Below are 20,457 nucleotides of genomic sequence, written 5' to 3'. Positions count from 1 at the left end.
TTGGAACGGGGCTTCGACTCCGCTCAGCCTGACAAAAAGAATAATCCTTTTAATCTGTGTAATCTGTGGCCTATAAAATTACCTAAAAGTATATCTCAATCCCAAAAATCCTCGAATAGTTTGGTTTTGTCCGTAAACGTAGGTCGTATCAAATGTCAAACCGTACGGATTATCAGGCGTAACCAAGACTTTTCCAGCCGAATCATATTGAACATTCTTATCGAAAGGATCATTGGTTCTTGAAATCAAAAACGGATTATGCTGCATTGGAGTAAAGTTCAGCAGATTTTTGATTCCGCCATAGACTTCGAAATCTTTCCATCCCGAATACGTAAACTGAATATTCTGAATACTATACCAAGGCGAATTTGGACTTCTCGGATCGGTTTCGCTCAACAAAGGCAATTTCATCGGACTATAAACATTTCCGGTATAATCCATAGATAAATTCCAAGGTTGAATTTTGTATGAAATACTCCAAGTTCCTGTGAAATTCTCCGTTAAAAAAGGCCTTTCTGAAATTCCGTTTTCCACATTTTTGTTATCTAAAACTGTTGCGCCCAAAATAAATTTTAATCCTGAAGGAAAATTAAGGTCCACATTGGTACTGATTCCTTGACTTATCGCATAACCATCGATATTGTCGTAAATAATTTCATTTGGGTTGGTCTCATAATCTGAAATGATTTTATTGCTGAATCTGGTATAAAAAGCCGTTGTTTCGATTCCCATAAAAGTTCCGTTTCCAAAATTGATTTTCTGGATATAATTCAAATTCACATTTACAGATTGTTCTGGTTTTAAATCGTTTTTAATAATCACATCTCTAGAACCCGTCAACGCCGCGTGATCTTCTGTAAATAAATTCACAACTCTAAATCCAGTTCCTGCATTTAATCTAAAAATCGTGTTTTCGTTTGCCTTAAATCTGTAAGCAAATCGTGGTGTGAAAATAGATCCGTGAACAGAATTGTAATCGTAGCGCATTCCCAACAAAACCTGACTTTTTGGAGAAAATGTAATTTCGTCCTGAACAAAAATTCCAGGAAGCCGAGTGTTTTCAGCTTCTTTGGTTGCAGGCGTGTTATCGTCATAGTATGTATATCGGCTTGCAATTCCGGCCAGTAAATCATTTCTTCCTATTTTTTTATCCCAAGTCAGCTGTAAAAATCCTATTTTCTGATTGGCGATGTAAGATGTTGTTCCATAACGGCTGTCTTGATAATGCAAATTTCCAGAGAACGAAAGCATCAATTTTTCTTCAAACGGCAATTGATAACTTCCAATTAATTCGGCTCTTTTGGTATAAATGCTTTCACCATAAATTTCATCTCCGCCACGATATTTTTTCTCCCAACGAATATCTCCACCCCAACGATCTTCATACATTCCGCGTGCAGCGATCGTAAAAAGGCGATTGTGATTTCTTTTAAAACTCCATTTATTAAAAACAGAAATTCGTTCAGAAAGCGTAACATCAGTAAAATTGTCGTGATCCTTATCAATAACTTGATCGTAATTGAAATAATTAACACCAATAAGCGAAATTGCTTTTTTCCCAACATTGAACTTCATTCCCAAATCAAGATTACTTTCAAAATAAGAAGTCGTAAAATAATCGGCAGAAAAAACGGGTGCATTCGTCGGATTTTTAGTGATGATATTAATTAAACCTCCAACCGCTTCACTTCCGTAAAGAGATGAAGCTGGACCTTTCACAATCTCAATTCGTTCCACCAGAGAATTCGGAATTCCAGACAAGCCGTAAACCGTAGAAAGACTGCTTACAATCGGCATTCCGTCAATCATTACTAAAGTGTACGGACCTTCCAATCCGTTTATATGAATATCTCCTGTATTACAAACTCCACAATTGAGCTGCGGACGAACTCCGTTAATGTTTTGTAACGCATCATAAATGCTTGGCGTTGGATTTTTTTTGAAGAAAACTGGCGAATACACCTCAACCGGAACGGCACTTTCTAATCTTTTTACTGGTTTTAAAGTTCCAGAAACCACAACTTCGTTCAATTCGTTCTGATCTTCTTCTAATTCAAAATCAAGATTTAAATTTTCATTTTCAAAAACAGAAATTCTTTGAGTTACGGGTTTGAATCCCGTCGAGGTTACATTTATTTTATAGTTCCCTTTCGGAATATTTTCAAGTTTATAAAATCCTAGAGAATCGGTTTGCGTTTTAAAGTTTGTATTTAATAAACTAACATTAATTTCCTGACCTACAGGAATTGATGCTTCTATTTTTCCTGATATATTTTGCGAGTATAGGCTTTTAGCTGAAATTATTAATATTGCCAAAAATAAATATTTCATTATTTTAAAATTAAATTTAGACAAATCTAAAAATTAAATTTGACAAATAATTATTCTTAAAGCAAAAATTTTCAAACTGATTGAATTCAATATGTTATATTTCAATTTTTAAGAATCGTAAGCATTTTTGTTTAATCTCGCAAAGACGCTAAGTCGCAAAGCTTTTTTTAAAAACTTGGTGGCTCTGCGACTTTGCGAGAGAATTTTACGAATGCATCAAAAATCTTCGTCAATAAGTTCTTTATTTATGACCGCTCCAGCAAAAGAGCCGGTAGAAACAGCAATCGCCACAGATCGCATTGGGGTTGTGCAATCTCCACTAGCGAAAATGCCTGGAATGTTTGTTTTTTGCATCGCATCCACTTTTAATAAACTTTGCTCGCTAATATCACATCCTAAAGTTTCGGGAATTGTACAATGCTGTTTAAAAGGCGGTCTTGCATAAATCGCTTTCACATCTATTTTTTCCCCATTTCTAAAAATGATATTTTTAACATATCCATCCATATGATCAAAAGAATCTATTTCCTCTTCTAAAATTAAAACCCCATGTTTTTTAAGAGTTTGCGTTTGGTCTGAAGTCAATTCTGATTTTCCATTTGTACACAAACGAAGGTCTTTTGTCCAATTCGAAATCAATTTTGCAAATTCAAAACCCATTTCTCCATTGGCAATAATGGCTGTTTTTTCATTTTTAACTTCGTAACCGTGACAATACGGACAATGCAAAACCGAAATCCCCCAGCAGTTGGCAAAACCTTCAATGTCCGGCAGCAGATCTTTAACTCCAGTTGCAAACAAAACTTTTCTTGTAGTAAAAATGGCTCCTGATTCTGTCTCAATTTCGAAACCATTTTCTGTTTTAAGAGCTTTTACCGCAAGCCCATTATAGAATTGAACTGTTTTATAAACGTCTACTTGCAGTTTGGCCTTCGCCGAAATAACCGCTGGCTTTTCACCATCTTGTGTAATAAAATTATGAGAATGCGGTGTTTGTCTGTTACAAGGCAGACCACTGTCGATAACTAAAACCTGACGCAAAGAACGTCCTAAACTCATAGCTGCAGACAATCCGCTGTAGCTGCCGCCAATGATAATCACCTCAAAATGCTTCTGTTCCATATTTCTATTTTTAATGATTTTGATTTCTATGTAATTTGTAGTTAATTAAATGCCCGATGATCATTCCGAATCCTCCGAAATAAATCAAATCAAGATGAATATCTAAAAGAAGTTCTGTCAAAACACTAATCCAAATCAGCGCCATTGAAACAACTAAAATGGACGATACCAAAAGAGATGATTTTTTTATAATTTTGAGAATTGCAAATAAACCTATCGAAGCAAATAGTAAATCTATAATTGGATTGTGACTCAGCCCTAAAGGAAGGATTGTCAAAAGAGGAAAAATCAAACAATGAACCAAACATATGGTCGCGCTAGAAATTCCTAAAATATCGTAAAAGGATGTGCTTATTTTCTTCATTATGTGTACTTTTGCTTAATGCAATTTTGTTGCAAATATATACAATTTTATCAATTGCAACATTGTTGCGTTTAATTTTTAATTTCATAAAAAATGAAAACTACACGTAATACCGCAGCAAAAACAGCTGTTTTAGAGGTATTTGAAAAATCTAAGACGGCTCTTTCACACACCGAAATTCACAAACAATTAAATGATTTGTGCGATCGCGTTACCATTTACAGAATTTTGGATCGTTTGATTAATGAAGATGTTATTCATAAAATTTCAAATCTAGACGGAACGGTAAAATATGCCAAATGCAATCATTCGCATCAGCGCGTACACATCCATAACCACGCACATTTTAGCTGTGAAAATTGTCACGAGATTACTTGTCTTGAAAATGTAAAACCGAGTTACATTATGCCTCACAATTACAAAGTGAATGAAATCAACTTTACCTTATCAGGATTATGTCCGAATTGTTTAAATTCTAACATTTAAGTTTTAGACTCGTCTAAAAATATTGTTTCGCGAATATAATTTTTCTCTATATTTGTGAAAACAATACTTTTACAATGACCAAATCTTTAGAAGAAGTCCACGAATCAGTTTCTACAGAAAATAAAAAAAAGGGTTTTAGAAAAATTTTAGCCTTTCTAGGCCCAGCTTATTTGGTAAGCGTTGGCTACATGGATCCAGGAAACTGGGCAACCGATATTGCCGGCGGAAGCCAATTCGGATATACTTTAGTCTGGGTTTTATTGATGAGTAACTTAATGGCTTTGCTGTTGCAGAGTTTAAGTGCCCGCCTCGGAATCGTAACACAGCGCGATCTTGCGCAAGCCTCTAGAGAAACCTATTCCAAATACATCAACTACATTCTATATTTCCTCGCTGAAATTGCCATTGCTGCCTGCGATTTGGCTGAAGTTCTCGGAATGGCGATCGGAATTAATCTGCTTTTCGGGATTCCGCTACTCGAAGCTGTTCTCATTACCGTTTTAGACACTTTTTTACTGCTTTTCCTGATCAATAAAGGAATTCGTAAGATGGAAGCATTCATTATTGCTTTAGTGGCGATTATTGGGTTCTCTTTCATTTTCGAAATGATTTTTGCAGAACCAGAGGTGCACAAAGTTTTAGCTGGACTTATTCCTTCGATTCCAAATTCAGCAGCCTTGTATATTGCCATCGGAATTATTGGGGCGACTGTAATGCCACACAACTTGTACTTGCATTCGTCTTTAGTGCAAACAAGAAAATTTGACAGAACTCCAGCAGGAATCAAACAAGCTTTAAAATATAATTTGATCGATTCCACAATTGCTTTAAATCTAGCTTTCTTCGTAAATGCTGCGATTCTAATTCTTGCCGCCGCGACTTTCCATAAAAACGGAATGTTTGAAGTTGCCGAAATTCAAGATGCGCACCAATTTCTTGAACCGCTTTTAGGAACCAAATGGGCGCCTATTTTATTTGCTGTTGCTTTAATCGCTGCTGGACAGAGTTCAACGGTAACGGGAACACTTGCTGGACAAATTGTAATGGAAGGTTATCTTCATTTTAGAATTCAGCCTTGGGTTCGTAGAATCATAACCCGTTTGATTGCTATTATTCCTGCCGTAATCGTGATTTTAATTTATGGCGAAAGTGTTACTGGAAAACTGCTAATTCTAAGTCAGGTCATTTTGAGTTTACAATTAGGATTTGCCATTATTCCGCTAATTCACTTTGTGAGTGATAAATCTAAAATGAAAGGTTTTCATATTTCTAAAACCACACAGATCGTTTCTTGGATTATTGCTTCCATCATTGTTTCTTTGAATGCTAAATTAGTTTATGACGAAATCACTTCTTGGTTAGCAAGCTCCAATCATCCAATGGTGCTTTGGTTTACGGTTGTCCCTCTTGCTTTTGCGTTCGCAGCATTATTATTGTACATCGTTTTCAAACCTTTTATTGCCAAATTCAAATCAAAAGCTATAAATCATTCGCCTCATAATCTTAAACTGAAGTTTTCACCAAGAGAAAGCAAGAGCATCAAAAACATTGCTGTCTCTGTAGATTTTTCAAGTGCTGACGAAGCGGCTCTGAATAAAGCCTTTGAATTGGGGGGCATTGACACGGAATACACCCTCATTCACATCGTAGAAACGGTAGGTGCCTTAATGTATGGAGTGCACATTCATGATTATGAAACCACAATAGACGAAAAATTATTGCTGAAATACAAAGACATGCTTTCAGAAAAAGGATTCAAGATCAAAACAGAACTTGGTTTTGGAAAACCAGACAAAATAATTCCGAAAATAATAAACGATGGACAATTCGACATTCTCGTTATGGGAACCCACGGCCACACTGGACTAAAAGATATTCTTTTCGGCACAACAGTAGATAAATTGAGACATAAAATTTCGATACCTTTGTTGATTGTTAAATAAAAGGTGCTGAGGTACTGAGTTGCTAAGGTTCTAAGGTTTCTCTCGAAAACTTTAAAACAAAACCTTAGAACCTCAGCCCCCTAGAACCTTAGAACCTCAAAAGAAATGACTTTTTCAGAAGAAAACTACCTTAAATCAATCTATCATCTGACTGCTGCATCAGAAACAGAAGTCAGCACGAATGCAATTGCAGAAATTATGGAAACGAAAGCTTCCTCTGTAACCGATATGCTTAAAAAGCTGGCAGAGAAAGATTTGGTGAATTATAAAAAATATCAAGGAGTTTCTTTGACTGAAAATGGAAAACTGGCTGCCAAAATGATTGTGAGAAAACATCGTTTATGGGAAGTATTCTTGGTTGAAAAATTGAATTTCAGCTGGGATGAGGTTCATGAAATCGCCGAACAATTAGAACATATCAAATCAGAGCAACTGATTAACCGATTGGATGATTTTCTTGGAAATCCTACTGAAGATCCACACGGAGATCCAATTCCCGATGCAAACGGACGAATTATCAAAATCGAAAAACAACTTTTGTCTGAGTTAGAAGAAAATCAGACTGGCGTTTGCGTAGGTGTAAAAGATACTTCTTCGGAGTTCTTGAAATATCTTGATAAACAAGAAATTGCTTTGGGTTCTAAAATTGAATTTTTATCTAAAGAATCTTTCGATTTATCGGTGAGAATTAAAGTTAATCAAAGAGAATTATCTATCTCGAATAAAATTGCTTCTAATTTGTTTGTGAAGTTGGTTTAAAACATCCTAAAAGGTAAAATCGAACTATAAATTATGAATGAATTTGAAATCAATTTAGAAAACGAAATAAAGGATCTCGAAAAACAATTAAAAAAACTCCCAAAAGAAAAGTGGAAAATTTGGAGATTGATTGCCGTTGGAATTATTACACCTTTTGTTGGCCCATATATTCCTCTAAGAAAGGGAATGCTAGCTGATAGAATGGGTTATCACGATTCTGTTTTACTGTTTGCTTTAATTTTACTGTTTGCAGTCCCAGCAGGCTGTTACATGCATTTTCAAAAAATCAATAATGATATATTTGATATTGAATGCCAAATTGAAAATTTAAAACGACAAAACAAACAAAAAGTTGAGGGTTAAATTTTAGAATAAATTCTTAGAAACCAAAAAACATTTTTTGTGATTTCTCAAAACGCATCAATGATTTTCTTTACTTCAGGATTAACTAAAATATTATTTAAACAATTCCTTTTTCAATCATTTCCAACATAACTGGCGAGGCATTTTTAAACGTTGGCGCTTGTTCGATTATACTTCCAGCATTCTTTTTATTTACTTTAAACGTAACATCATCGTCAGTTGTAAATAAAAGCGCAGTTAAAAAAGGATTTTTGATGTACGTGCCTAAAATTAATAAGGCTTCATCTAAAGTGTGAATACTTTCTATCTCTTCTGTTTTATATCTAAAAGTCAGCGAAATTGAAAATGTATTGTCTTCATTGAGAACCAATCTGAAATAAACATTTTTAAGTTCTGTATCCCCCATGGTTTTGGCCAAAGTCAGTTTAGCGAAAGTTCCGCTTTGGATGCTTTCTTTAACTCGTTCACAAAAAAGGGCAAATATTGATTCGTACATTTTTTTTTTTAAGGTGCTAAGGTTCTAAGATGCTGAGGTTCTAGGTTTTGGCTTGCGAATCTCAGTATTGTTATTTAACCGCAAAGTTCGCAAAGATTTACGCAAAGCACGCAAGAAAATTTAAAAACTTTGCGAACCTTGCGTAAATCTTTGCGAACTTTGCGGTTAAGAAAATTATTTTCCTGTAAATTCTGCTTTACGTTTTTCTAAAAAGGCTGTTGTTCCTTCTTTAAAATCCTGTGTTCCGAAACATTCTCCAAATGATTTTATTTCAGTATCAAAACCATTTTTACCATCTTTAAAATTGGCATTGATTGATTTTATAGCTTTTCCGATAGCAAAAGGAGCATTTTTAATGATTTTCTGAGCGATTACGTTTGTAAACGACAATAATTCTTCTTGAGGCACAACATGATTTACTAAACCATATTCTTTTGCTTGTTCGGCAGTAATCATTGCTGCTGTCATAATCATTTCCATTGCACGGCCTTTTCCAATTAATTGTGGTAAACGCTGTGTTCCGCCGTAACCAGGAATTAGCCCTAAAGTAACTTCTGGAAGTCCCATTTTCGCATTGTCTGAAGCGATCCTGAAATGACAAGCCATTGCCAATTCTAGTCCACCGCCAAGAGCGAAACCGTTAACGGCAGCAATAACTGGTTTTTTAAGATTTTCGATAAAATCAAATAAAGATTCTTGTCCTTCAGCAGCCAATTGCGCACCTTCAACAGTGGTGTAATTTGCAAACTCCGAAATATCTGCTCCAGCTACAAAAGCTTTTTCCCCGCTTCCCGTTAAAACAATAACACGAATATCATCGTTTTTTGCTAATGCCTGAATTGCATTACTCAAATCACTAATTGTAGCTTTGTTTAAAGCATTTAATTTCGTTGGTCTGTTAATCGTAATTGTAGCAACTTTTTCTTCAATAGAAATTAAGATATTTTCGTAGTTCATGACGCTATATTTTATGAGTTGGTGATAGGTAGAGAAACTGTAAACGTAGTTTCTTTTCCGTAAGTTGATTCAAAGGTAATTGTTCCTTTGTAATTTTCTATAATGTTTTTGATAATTCCAAGTCCAAGTCCCATACCGCTGGTTTTGGTCGTAAATTTAGGTTCGAAGATTCTGCCTATATCTTGTTTTTGGATTCCGATTCCGTTGTCTTTTACGGCGATTTCAACATTGTTGTCACTTCTTTTTACCGAAACTACTATTGATTTCTGAAACTGGCTTTCCGGAATGGCCTGTGTGGCATTTTTAACCAAATTGGTAATGACACGAATTAATTGTGTTCGATCCATTTTGGAAATGATTTCTTCTTCTTCTTTTTCGAAAACAATATAATCTTCGTTGAAAATATCCAAAGCCAATTCTACAACCTCAACCACATTAAGTGTTTCATTTTGCTGCGCTGGCATCGAAGCAAAGTTCGAAAATGCCGAAGCTACCGATGTCATTGTATCAATTTGCTGAATTAAAGTTTCGGAGTAATCGTTCATTTTCTGCTTCACATCAGGATCATTCGGATCAAATTTTCTCTGGAAACTCTGAACCGTCAAACGCATCGGCGTAAGCGGATTTTTAATTTCGTGCGCCACTTGTTTTGCCATTTCGCGCCAAGCTTCTTCTCTTTCACTTTGCGCTAATTTAATGGCACTCGTTTCGAGTTTGTCCACCATTCCGTTATAGGCTTTGATCAGGAAGTTGACTTCTTTGCTGTTGGCCTCTAAAACAATTTTCTCGTTTTTCTGATCCAGATTGGTTTCTTCCAAACGATCGGAAATGGTTTTTAATGATTTCGTGATATAAGTCGAAAGGAAATACGCCAAAGCAAAAGCGACAATCAGCATAAAAGAATAAACCTGACTCAGACGAATCAGGAAGGTATTCAACTCATTATCGTAATAACCATCATCTTCTAAATAAGGAAGATTTAGGATTCCGAGTGGTTTGAATTTTTCGTCTTTTATTAAACTGTATGAAGATCTGTTCTTAACTCCGTCGATGGTTTTAATATCCACAAAACGTTTTTCAATAGAAGAACGAACAAGTTTAAGAATGTATTCTGGAATTGGCGGTGCTATTTTATCAACCGCAAATGACTCTTTTGAAGATTTTAAAAGCTTTCCGTCAAGGCTGTAAATATTGATTTCAATTTTGTGAATCTGCGCCAACTCGTGGATTTTATCTTTAAAAATCAAATCCAAATTCTGCGTTTTCAAAGGATAAGTTGTAGTCGCCAAAACATAATTAATATGTTCTTTTACCGCATTTTCTTTTCGTTCTAAACGTTCCTGATGATATTCTTTGGCCTCAGTCTTAAACTGAATAATCGAAATCGAAGCCAATAAAAACGATGCCACAACAATCAATACAATCATCGACAGGAAAATCCTGGTACGAAGGGAAAGCATTGACATTTTGAAGTTGTTAAGCATTTATTTTGTTTTTTCGCCACGAATTGCACGAATTTACGCTAATTCTTTTTTTTTTTGCCACAGATTAAAAGGATTTCAATGATTTTTGAACTTTGTGTATAATCCCATTAATCTTTTTAATCTGTGGCAAAAACTATAAAAATAAATTCGTGCTAATTCGTGTAATTTGTGGCAACCTTTTTATTTTTTTTCTCGAATTCGCTTGTAAAATCTGAATCCCAGCATAATTAAAACCGAGAATAAAATAATTCCGATTACGCCGAAAATCCAGTTGATGGCACTTTTTAAAACTACTAAAAATACGACCGCAAACAAAATAATCGTTGCGCCTTCGTTCCATAAACGCATAAAATTATTCGAATATTTTACCTCATCTCTCTGTAATTGCTTAAAAATCTGATGGCATTTTCCGTGATATAAATACAAAAGGAAAACGAAACATAATTTTACGTGCATCCAAGATTGGGTAAGCCAAACATGTCCTGCCTGTGTAAAAAACAGCATCCAAAAAGCAAAGATACTTGCCAAAACTGCCGATGGCCATGTAATAATGTACCACAAACGATAGGCCATAATTTTGTATTGCGCCTGCAGAATCTCTTTTTCAGGAGATGGTTTTTCACTAGCTTCAATTTGGTACACAAACAAACGCACAATATAAAATAGACCTGCAAACCAAGTTATTACAAATATAAGATGTAGTGATTTTAGATAGTTATAGTATTCCATTACTTCTTAAATGTAGATTTTTTAAAAAGATCAATCATTTCTTTGCCAGCATCTTCATCTTCGTAAATTATCGAATTTACAAAGATTTTATCATTAAATCCTCGAGAAAAAATCACTACCGATACTATTTTTTTCTCTCCTTCAGTGATTTCTATTTTAGCTTTTCTAAACGGCAAACCTGAAATATTTTCAGTACTTACCGAGTAATCTCCCATTTTTCCCTTTGGATAAATTTTACCAATATCCTTTAAAATTAGAAAATCCTTTAATCTCATATTGAGATCAAGAGACCGAGTATCGCTTCCAAAAAAATCATCATAATTTACCGTAAAATAATTGGCTTCATCTTTCTTAAAAACAACAATTGTATGGTTCTTTTTCGCTAAGGCCATATCTCCTTTAATGTCTGCTTTATCCTTTAAATCTACTTTTTCATAATCATCGGGAACAGAAATCTTCCAATCAAATGTTTTATCGTAAAAATCTACTACAGAGTTGCTTTTTTTACAACCTGAAAGCGTTATCAAAACAAAAAATATAACGAAAATGCTTCTTAATTTATTCATCTAATATTATTTAGCCCAATCATTAATCCAGTTAGCAACCGTCTGACACCATTCTTCGTCATCATTCAAACATGGAATTGCTAAGAACTCTTCACCTCCATTTGCTTCAAAATCTTCTTTGGCACGCATTGCGATTTCCTCTAAAGTTTCTAAACAATCTGAAACGAAAGCTGGCGTTACAACTGCTAATTTTTTGATTCCTTTTGCTGGCATGTTATCGATTTCAACATCCGTGTAAGGTTCTAACCATTTATCGCCCGCTAAACGAGATTGAAAAGTTAAACTGTATTTATCTTCTGGAAGTCCTAATAACTTAACCACTTGTCTTGTAGTTTCATAACATTGGTGACGGTAACAGAATTCATGTGCCGGCGATGGCGTGTTACAGCATGAACCGTCAATTTTGCAATGAGATTTTGTCACATCGGTTTTACGAATATGGCGCTCTGGGATTCCGTGATATGAAAACAATAAATGATCGTATTCAAATCCAACTAAATGTTTCTGAATAGAATCTGCTAAGTTTTTGATGTAATCCGGTTTGTTGTAAAATGCCGGAACATCTGTAAATTTCATGTGAGGGAATTTTTTCTTGCGAATCTCTTCTGCCTTAACTAAAATAGTTAAAGTTGAAGCCATTGCATATTGCGGATATAATGGAAAAAGCAATACGTCTGTAACTCCTTTATCACTCAATTCTTGAAGCCCTTTTTCAATTGTCATGCTTCCATAACGCATTGCTAGCGAAACTGGGACATTTACTAAAGGCTGTACTTTTTGCTGCATTCTTTCTGAAAGAACCACTAATGGAGAACCTTCTTCCCACCAGATTTTTGAATAAGCATGTGCCGATTCTTCTGGCCTTTTTCTTAAAATAATCCCACGAACTAATAATGCTCTCAATAAATACGGAACGTCGATCACGTATTTATCCATTAAAAATTCATCTAAATAAGGTTTTACATCTTTTGGAGTTGGACTGTCTGGAGAACCTAAGTTTACTAATAATACGCCTTTCATTATGTATTTTTTGCTTTAGGCTTTAAGCTCTAGGCTTTAAGCTTTTTATTTGTTTTTAAAAATTTCGGCAAAAGTAAATGCTGTACTTTATTCGAAATATGATAATTATTACTTTTTAATTATTGTAGAATATTCAAAATTGATTGACTAATTCGAGAAATTTTTTCACGCAGATTTCACAGATTAAAGCAGATGTTCGCAAATTAAATTCGTGAATTGCTTCGCCAGTTCGCTATCGCTCGGGTCGTGGCGAAAAAAATTTTTAAACATTTGCATTAATCGACATCAAATATTTTTTGGGTGTTGTTCCGAATTTCTTTTTAAATGCCGCTATAAAATGACTTCCCGTGCTGTAACCAATTTTCAATCCCACTTCATTTACATTATAAGAACCGCTGTCTAATAGTTTTCGAGCGAAATCCATTTTGTAATCAAAAAGAAAACCATAAACCGTATCGCCGTAAATTTGTTTGAAACCCATTTTGAGTTTTTTCAAATTCAGACCAATTTCGTCAGCCAATTCTTGCAACCCCGGTGGCTCTGCCATATTAGCAATTACGATTTCTTTTGCTTTTCGGATTTTCAGGACATTTTCCTCATCAATCAGAAACGGACACTGTTCTGCATTTGGATCTTCAGTTCTGTTGAAATACAAACTCAGCAACTCGTATCCCTTTCCTTTATAATAAAGATTTTTTATGGATGGATGAAGATTGTAATGAAACAGCTGACTCAATACAATCGCCATTGACGGGCTGATATTCCCTTCGTTATAATATTTTTTATCCTTATTGTCGGGACTTAAAAAGGTAATATAATCGGCTTCAGCAGAAAATAAGGCGTGAAATTTCTTGATGGAAACAATTACCGAAATCACCCAAGAATTTGGAGCCAATTCTAAATTCAGCGGTAATTCTTTCTGCGGATTATACAAAAGAAGTGATTTTTCTTCTTTTAGTTCCAAAGCATAATTGCCCTGATTGAATAAGAATTTGGCATTTCCTTTTATTCCGAAGTGAAACTGAATCAGTCCCGTACCGATTTCATGCTGCGCATAAAAAGGCTCTGAACTATCGTTCTGAAACCTAATTAGCGTAAAGTCATCTTCAATTTTTATTTCTTCCTCCATTGTGATTACTTATTCATGATTTTATTGAAACGATAATTTGCGTTTCCAAAATTAAATCTTTTTGATGGGTTTATCGTTTACTTGCTTCCAAATTTATAATTTCTTTATTCTTTCAAAGTCTTTTCCTTCATTTTGTGTTCAATTTTCTTCACAAGCTGTAAACATGACATTTAGCTTAAAAAATGGTAATTTACTGATTTTCAACCCACTTCTTATTAAAAGCAAACATAAATTATTTCTTACAGTATTTATAACTATTCTAAATTGAAGATTTAATACTGTTTGATAAAACCAATTATAAAAACCTCCCGTAAATGATTCTTAAAAAACTAAATCAACAAATAAATAAGAGCTTTTATGAAAATTAACAAAATAGTAAAAAGGGGACTTCGGACAGTTGCAATAACAGGTGTATTGTTTTTTGCCATTTTAGTGTTCCACATTATTACAGCAAAACCAGCCGTTTATGAAAGTCCAAATCTTCAGGTAAGCAGGATTGATTTTAAAGAAAACATAGATTCTGCCTACGCGAAAAAGATTTGCACAGATTTAAGATCCATAAAGGGATTAACCTCCGATTCGATTATCGTAAAGAGAAATGTAGTTGTCTACTTTCACAACAATAAGATTACTAATTCCAAAAAAGTATATGACGAATTAATGAGCAAAGGCAATTACGATGCTCAACGTTACATTTTGCCTGCTGGCTTGGCAAACAAGGAAGTTTGTCCCGTAAATCAAAATAGCTACAGTTACAAATTGTCAAAAAAAATTAATCAGTTTTTTAATTAACCTTTAAATATTTATTATGAGAAATTTTTCTAAAATTACACTTGGCGCATTAATTATTGCATCGGCCTCATTAACTTCCTGCAGCAACGACGATGATAAAACTCCCGCAGAAAAACCAACTATCTATGAGAGATTAGGGGGTTCTGTTATGGTTTCTGATCCAGATAATTCAGGACAGATGATTGAAAAGGGCCGTTTAAGCTTTCGTAAAGTTGTAAATTCTACTATAGGATTAATTGTAGCAGATATCCAGTCTAATGCTTCAGGTAATCTACAGGCTCATTTCGCTCCTCTTCTGGCAGAAACAGGAAGCACACAAGCTACCAATATTGCTAAATTATCAGATAATCTTACTGATTTCTTCTCTTTTAATACAGGAGGAAAAAATGCCGTAAACACGTATTCAGGTTTAAGCATGTCGGCTGCACATGATCCTGCAAGAAACCCAAGAATGGGAACTAAATCTAGCAATGCAGATTATACAAAGTTTGAAGGCTATGTTGGTGCTGCCGCAAATGCAAATGGAGTTGCCTCTAATACAGAACTTTATACAGACATCGTTGCTGTTTTGGAGTCATTAAGAACTCCAATTGTTCAAAAATAATTTCCTTCCAAAAGCGCTATGTTAAATTTTAAGATAGCGCTTTTTATTCAATCCTTTTTTACTACGAAAATAACGCCATTCAGATCGTCAAGAATTTGAAAAAATTCGTGCATCAATTTTTGAACCCTTAGCGATATTTTTTTTCAAACAAATTTTATCCATTTGCTTCTATTTATTTAGAATGACTCTAAACAAAACATTTCAAACGACTTGATTTTGCTATAAAAGTGCTGATTTCTAAATAAAAAGACAAGTTTAGAACCAAAAAAACATACAGCGACATAAAAAGTACTTTTAGCGTTATTTTTATCGATGGTATAGTAATAATTTTGTTGCACTTTTATGAAAGTGAATTTATGGAAAACAATAACGTACCGAAACACCTTTATTTTTACTCAGTTGGTCTGAGTTATAAAAAAGCTGATGCTGAGGTCAGAGGTCAATTTAGTTTGGATGCCGTTGCAAAGACGCGATTGCTGGAACAAGCTAAAAACGAAGGAATAGAAAGTTTAATAGTTACTTCAACTTGCAACAGAACCGAAATCTACGGTTTTGCTGAACATCCATTTCAATTAATAAAACTTATCTGCGACAACAGCAATGGTTCTGTTGATGCTTTTCAAAAAGTGGGTTTCGTTTATAAAAATCAAGAAGCGATTAATCACATCTTTCGTGTTGGAACTGGTTTAGACAGTCAGATTCTAGGCGATTTCGAAATTATATCTCAAATAAAGACCAGTTTTACGCATTCAAAATCAATGGGATTAGCCAATGCTTTTATGGAAAGACTGGTTAATGCGGTTATTCAGGCGAGCAAAAGAATTAAAAACGAAACGGAGATCAGCTCTGGCGCTACTTCGGTTTCTTTTGCATCGGTACAATACATTCTTAAAAATGTAGAAGATATCAGCAATAAAAACATTCTACTTTTCGGAACTGGAAAAATTGGAAGAAATACCTGCGAGAATTTAGTAAAACATACTAAAAATGAGCATATCACTTTAATAAACCGTACTAAAGATAAAGCAGAGAAATTAGCAGGAAAATTAAATTTGATTGTTAAAGATTACTCTGAATTACATTTAGAACTTCAAAAAGCTGATGTTGTAGTTGTTGCAACTGGCGCGCAAAACCCAACGGTAGACAAAGCAATCTTGAATCTGAAAAAACCTTTGTTGATTTTGGATTTATCTATTCCGAAAAACGTTGATGAAAATGTGGAGGAATTAGAAGGCGTAACTTTAATTCATATGGATTATTTGTCTCAATTGACAGATGAAACATTAGAAAACAGAAAATTACACATTCCGGCGGCTGAAGCGATCATCGAAGAAATCAAAGAAGAATTTGTGACTTGGATGAAAGGAAGAAAATTTGCTCCAACGATTAATGCATTAAAAGAAAAATTAAATGCGATTAAAGTTTCGGAATTGGATTTTCAAAGCAAAAAAATCGCCGATTTTAATGAAGCGCAAGCTGAAATCATAAGTAACCGAATCATTCAGAAAATCACTACTCATTTCGCAAATCATTTAAAAGACGACGACACGATGGTAGATGAAAGCATCGAATGGATCGAAAAAGTCTTCAAAATAAAAGCATCTTAGTTTAAGATTTAAACCATATAAGTTATATAAGTTCATTTAAAAACTGTGTTTTACCTAACCGCTTAAATTACTTATATAACTTATATCGTTCAAAAATAAAAAACAAGTTATATTAGCCTGATTAACAAGTATGTTTTACCACAAACTACTTAAATTCACTTATATAACTTATATGGTTCAAAAAACAAAACATGGCTGAAAAAACAATCAGAATAGGAACGCGTGATAGCGAATTAGCACTTTGGCAGGCACACACTGTAGAGAAAAAACTAAACGATTTGGGTTATAAAACCTCAATTGTGGCGGTGAAATCTCAAGGTGATATTATTCTGGACAAACCGCTTTACGAATTAGGAATCACTGGAATTTTCACTAAAACTTTAGACATTGCCATGATCAATGGCGATATTGATATTGCGGTGCATTCTATGAAAGACGTCCCAACGGCCTTGCCTAAAGGTATCGTTCAAGGTGCTGTTTTGCCAAGAGCCAATGTTTTAGATATTTTAGTCCATAAAGGAAATCCTGATTTTTCAAATCCAAGCACTATTGCAACCGGAAGTCTGCGTCGCCAGGCACAATGGTTTAATAAATATCCAAATCATACTGTAGTTGATTTGCGCGGAAACGTGAACACTCGTATGCAAAAACTACAAGATAATAATTGGGACGGAGCTGTTTTTGCCGCTGCAGGTTTGGAGCGCATTAACTTAAAACCTGAAAATTACATCAATTTAGATTGGATGATTCCGGCACCAGCTCAAGGTGCAATGTTAGTTGTAGCAATGGAAAATGACAATTATACTTTAGATGCACTTTCTCAATTAAATGATATTGAAACTGAAATTTGCACTTATATCGAACGTCAGTTTTTAAGAACGCTTGAAGGCGGATGTACAGCGCCAATTGGAGCTTTGGTTACCTATAATGAAGACGAAGACACTTTACATTTTCAAGGCGTTTTGCTTTCTATTGATGGCAAACAAAAACTGGAAATCGATAAAACAGTTGACATTTCAGAATGGAAAAAACTAGGTTTCAACTCTGCTCAGGAGATTTTGAATAATGGCGGAACAGAATTGATGCAGAAAATTAAAGAATCTCTGAAGAAATAATGGCAAATCCAATTCAGATACTATCTACTAAAATATTATCTCCTCTTCATAAACAAGAGCTCATGAAATATGGCGTCGAGTTAGTCGAAGCTGATTTCATCAAAATCGAAAACAAACCTTTCGAATTAAAAGACCTCAACGAGAGCCTTATTTTTACAAGCCAAAACGCTGTTCATAGTGTCTTATCTGATCCAAAATCAGAAGAACTGAAAAAGAAAAATGTGTATTGCGTTGGTCTTAAAACCAAAAGTCTTTTAGAAGAAAACGGCTTCAATGTTATTGCCTACACAGGTTATGCTTCCGATTTAGCAGAAATTATCACTTTGATTTATGGTAATGAAAGCTATACTTTTTTCAGCGGAAATTTGAGAAGAGACACTTTGCCAGAAGCTTTAAAGGAAAACGGAATTAAATTCAATGAAATTCAGGTTTACGAAACGACGTTGCAACCTCAGAAAATAAAAGCAAACCCTGAAGCGATTTTGTTTTTTAGTCCGTCTGGAGTTAAAAGTTATCTGAAACAGAATACCATCAATAAACAAATCTGTTTCTGCATTGGTGATACGACCGCAGAAGCTTTATCAAAAATCACAAAGAATATCATCGTCGCAGATCAGCCAACAATTGAAGATGTGATTGAAGATGTAATTCACGAATACAAATAATGTTTACAGTGTCCTGCAAGGTTTTCAAAACCTTGTAGGTTAAAATATAAATCAACAAACAATACCTACAAGGTTTTGAAAACCTTGCAGGAAAAACAAATAAGAGATGTTAAAAAACGACCTATTTTTAAGAGCATTAAAAGGAGAAACAGTTCAACGCCCACCAGTATGGATGATGCGTCAAGCGGGAAGATATTTACCAGAATTTAGAGAACTTCGTGATAAATATGACTTTTTTACGCGTTGCGAAACTCCAGAATTAGCAGCTGAAATCACCGTTCAGCCAATTCGCAGAATTGCTCCAGATGCTGCAATTTTATTCTCAGATATCTTGGTTGTTCCTCGCGCAATGGGAATTCATGTAGAATTGAAAGACAATTTAGGTCCGATAATTCCAGATCCGATTCGCACAATGGAACAAGTAAATCAAGTTTTTGTTCCACATGTAAATGAAACTTTAGGTTATGTTTTTGACGCTGTGAAATTGACTAAAGAAATGTTGAATGACGAAGTTCCATTGATTGGTTTCGCAGGTTCGCCTTGGACCATTTTCTGCTATGCTGTTGAAGGAAAAGGTTCTAAAAGCTTTGATACCGCAAAAGGATTTTGTTTTTCAAACCCAGTTGCAGCGCACACTTTATTACAAAAAATCACAGATACGACTATTTTATATTTAAAGGAAAAAGTAAAATCAGGAGTAAATGCGGTTCAGATTTTTGATTCTTGGGGAGGAATGCTTTCTCCTGCCGATTATCAGGAATTTTCATGGAAATACATCAACCAAATTGTTGATGCTTTAGCGGATATTACTCCAGTTATTGTTTTCGGAAAAGGGTGCTGGTTTGCTCTTGGCGAAATGGGTAAAAGTAAAGCTTCTGCGCTAGGAGTTGACTGGACTTGTACGGCAAGAAACGCACGTTATTTATCTGGCGGAAACATTACTTTACAAGGAAATTTCGATCCATCAAGATTGCTTTCTCCAATTCCAACTATCAAGAAAATGGTTCACGAAATGATCGACGAGTTCGGAAAAGATAAATATATAGTAAATTTAGGTCACGGAATTTTACCTAATATCCCCGTAGATCACGCAAAAGCGTTTATTGACGCGGTGAAAGAATACGGAAATTAGTGCTCAGTTTTCAGTCGCAGTTGGCTTTCCTGCAAGGTTTCCAAAACCTTGTAGGTATAAATTACAAAGTTAAATAAACACAGATGTAGGAGACCTAAAAGGTTTTGAAAACCTTGAAGGATGTGAGAAATGAATGAGGATATGAGGTTGGAAGTTTTAGAGAAGGATTGTTATTATCACATTTATAATCGTGGAATTAATGGAACTGATTTATTTGAGAGTGAAGAAAACAAAATCTATTTCTTAAAACAATTAGCGAAATACACTGAAAACAAAATTTCAATTCTTGCTTATTGTTTAATGAAAAATCACTTTCATTTGGTAATTCGGCTAAATAGTGACGAAAAAGAAGTTACGCAGGCCTTTTCTAACTTATTTAATTCTTACGCTAAGGCATTTAACAAACAAATTGGAAGAACAGGCAGTTTGTTTGAGAAGCATTTTAAAAGAATAAAATTAACAGACGAAAACTATTTGAGACGATTGGTCATTTATGTTCATTTAAATCCAAAACATCATTTAGATCAAGATTTTAAGAATTTTAGATTTTCTTCTTTTCAAGCATTTTTATCTGATAAAAAAACTAAAATAGAACGTACAGAAGTTTTAAATTTATTCGGGGATTTTAATAATTTTATTTTTTGCCATAATCAAAAAAATGATTTTTTAAACGAAACGTTTACTTTTGAATAATATCGTTTGTCCTACAAGGCTTTCTAAAAACCTTATAGGTCAAGATTTCCAAGATGATTCAATATAAAAATTCACAATTGATACCTACAAGGTTTTGAAA

At 34.4% G+C, this 20,457-nt stretch carries 21 protein-coding genes; 11 read left to right on the top strand and 10 right to left on the bottom strand.

The features are described from left to right. Positions 1-78: 78 nt before the first annotated feature. The 3 genes from GR162_RS21215 to GR162_RS21205 form a co-directional block, all read right to left on the bottom strand. Positions 79-2,331, bottom strand: coding sequence for a TonB-dependent receptor (locus GR162_RS21215; RefSeq protein WP_160783760.1), 2,253 nt, complete (start codon positions 2,329-2,331; stop codon positions 79-81). 216 nt (positions 2,332-2,547) lie between these two features. Continuing rightward, complete coding sequence (locus GR162_RS21210) at positions 2,548-3,453, bottom strand: NAD(P)/FAD-dependent oxidoreductase (protein WP_160783759.1); 906 nt, start codon at positions 3,451-3,453, stop codon at positions 2,548-2,550. 10 nt (positions 3,454-3,463) lie between these two features. Beyond that, positions 3,464-3,817: a MerC domain-containing protein gene (locus tag GR162_RS21205; protein ID WP_160783758.1), complete on the bottom strand. Its 354-nt coding sequence runs from the start codon at positions 3,815-3,817 to the stop codon at positions 3,464-3,466. Between the two features lie 93 nt (positions 3,818-3,910). Here GR162_RS21205 and GR162_RS21200 point away from each other — a divergent pair, with 93 nt between their 5' ends. The 4 genes from GR162_RS21200 to GR162_RS21185 all read left to right on the top strand — a co-directional run bounded on the left by GR162_RS21200 (position 3,911) and on the right by GR162_RS21185 (position 7,368). Beyond that, a complete protein-coding gene (locus GR162_RS21200) occupies positions 3,911-4,303 on the top strand; it encodes a Fur family transcriptional regulator (RefSeq protein WP_008465649.1) in 393 nt (130 codons plus the stop codon). A gap of 74 nt (positions 4,304-4,377) precedes the next feature. Then, a complete protein-coding gene (locus tag GR162_RS21195; RefSeq protein WP_160783757.1) occupies positions 4,378-6,246 on the top strand; it encodes an Nramp family divalent metal transporter in 1,869 nt (622 codons plus the stop codon). Between the two features lie 105 nt (positions 6,247-6,351). After that, positions 6,352-7,005, top strand: a complete 654-nt coding sequence (locus GR162_RS21190; RefSeq protein ID WP_160783756.1) for a metal-dependent transcriptional regulator — start codon at positions 6,352-6,354, stop codon at positions 7,003-7,005. Between the two features lie 33 nt (positions 7,006-7,038). Next, positions 7,039-7,368 (top strand): hypothetical protein, encoded by a 330-nt coding sequence (locus GR162_RS21185; protein ID WP_160783755.1) that lies wholly within the window; start codon positions 7,039-7,041, stop codon positions 7,366-7,368. Between the two features lie 97 nt (positions 7,369-7,465). Here the strand turns inward: GR162_RS21185 and GR162_RS21180 are convergent, their stop codons facing one another. The 7 genes from GR162_RS21180 to GR162_RS21150 form a co-directional block, all read right to left on the bottom strand. Then, on the bottom strand, positions 7,466-7,864 hold the full coding sequence (locus GR162_RS21180; RefSeq protein ID WP_160783754.1) for a hypothetical protein: 399 nt from the start codon (positions 7,862-7,864) through the stop codon (positions 7,466-7,468). 174 nt (positions 7,865-8,038) lie between these two features. Next, positions 8,039-8,821, bottom strand: a complete 783-nt coding sequence (locus GR162_RS21175; RefSeq protein WP_160783753.1) for an enoyl-CoA hydratase/isomerase family protein — start codon at positions 8,819-8,821, stop codon at positions 8,039-8,041. 11 nt (positions 8,822-8,832) lie between these two features. Continuing rightward, on the bottom strand, positions 8,833-10,248 hold the full coding sequence (locus tag GR162_RS21170) for an ATP-binding protein (protein ID WP_160783814.1): 1,416 nt from the start codon (positions 10,246-10,248) through the stop codon (positions 8,833-8,835). A 237-nt stretch (positions 10,249-10,485) separates the two neighbouring features. Continuing rightward, positions 10,486-11,034 carry a CopD family protein gene (locus tag GR162_RS21165; RefSeq protein ID WP_160783752.1) on the bottom strand — a complete coding sequence of 183 codons (549 nt, stop codon included), beginning with the start codon at positions 11,032-11,034 and terminating at the stop codon, positions 10,486-10,488. After that, positions 11,034-11,600 carry a hypothetical protein gene (locus tag GR162_RS21160; RefSeq protein WP_160783751.1) on the bottom strand — a complete coding sequence of 189 codons (567 nt, stop codon included), beginning with the start codon at positions 11,598-11,600 and terminating at the stop codon, positions 11,034-11,036. Before GR162_RS21160 ends, GR162_RS21165 begins: the two co-directional genes overlap by 1 nt. Positions 11,601-11,606: 6 nt before the next feature. After that, positions 11,607-12,620: a ferrochelatase gene (gene hemH / locus GR162_RS21155; protein ID WP_160783750.1), complete on the bottom strand. Its 1,014-nt coding sequence runs from the start codon at positions 12,618-12,620 to the stop codon at positions 11,607-11,609. A gap of 262 nt (positions 12,621-12,882) precedes the next feature. Further along, positions 12,883-13,749, bottom strand: a complete 867-nt coding sequence (locus GR162_RS21150) for an AraC family transcriptional regulator (RefSeq protein ID WP_008465659.1) — start codon at positions 13,747-13,749, stop codon at positions 12,883-12,885. 357 nt (positions 13,750-14,106) lie between these two features. Between GR162_RS21150 and GR162_RS21145 the strand changes: the two genes are divergently transcribed. The 7 genes from GR162_RS21145 to GR162_RS21115 all read left to right on the top strand — a co-directional run bounded on the left by GR162_RS21145 (position 14,107) and on the right by GR162_RS21115 (position 20,357). Further along, on the top strand, positions 14,107-14,541 hold the full coding sequence (locus tag GR162_RS21145; RefSeq protein WP_160783749.1) for a hypothetical protein: 435 nt from the start codon (positions 14,107-14,109) through the stop codon (positions 14,539-14,541). Positions 14,542-14,557: 16 nt separating this feature from the next. Then, positions 14,558-15,145: a hypothetical protein gene (locus GR162_RS21140; protein WP_160783748.1), complete on the top strand. Its 588-nt coding sequence runs from the start codon at positions 14,558-14,560 to the stop codon at positions 15,143-15,145. Between the two features lie 356 nt (positions 15,146-15,501). Next, the gene (gene hemA / locus GR162_RS21135) at positions 15,502-16,752 is read left to right on the top strand and encodes a glutamyl-tRNA reductase (protein WP_160783747.1); all 1,251 of its coding nucleotides are present in this window, start codon (positions 15,502-15,504) and stop codon (positions 16,750-16,752) included. A 191-nt stretch (positions 16,753-16,943) separates the two neighbouring features. Further along, complete coding sequence (gene hemC, locus GR162_RS21130; protein ID WP_160783746.1) at positions 16,944-17,867, top strand: hydroxymethylbilane synthase; 924 nt, start codon at positions 16,944-16,946, stop codon at positions 17,865-17,867. Further along, positions 17,867-18,532, top strand: coding sequence for a uroporphyrinogen-III synthase (locus GR162_RS21125; RefSeq protein WP_160783745.1), 666 nt, complete (start codon positions 17,867-17,869; stop codon positions 18,530-18,532). Before hemC ends, GR162_RS21125 begins: the two co-directional genes overlap by 1 nt. 106 nt (positions 18,533-18,638) lie before the next feature. Beyond that, a complete protein-coding gene (gene hemE / locus GR162_RS21120; protein ID WP_160783744.1) occupies positions 18,639-19,664 on the top strand; it encodes a uroporphyrinogen decarboxylase in 1,026 nt (341 codons plus the stop codon). 129 nt (positions 19,665-19,793) lie between these two features. Continuing rightward, positions 19,794-20,357, top strand: coding sequence for a transposase (locus GR162_RS21115; protein ID WP_237421410.1), 564 nt, complete (start codon positions 19,794-19,796; stop codon positions 20,355-20,357). Positions 20,358-20,457 lie beyond the last annotated feature (100 nt).

This window comes from Flavobacterium sp. HBTb2-11-1 (assembly GCF_009826975.1).
Lineage (GTDB): Bacteria > Bacteroidota > Bacteroidia > Flavobacteriales > Flavobacteriaceae > Flavobacterium.
Note: the sequence above shows the minus strand (reverse complement) of the source record. Positions and strands in the feature narration are given on the sequence as shown.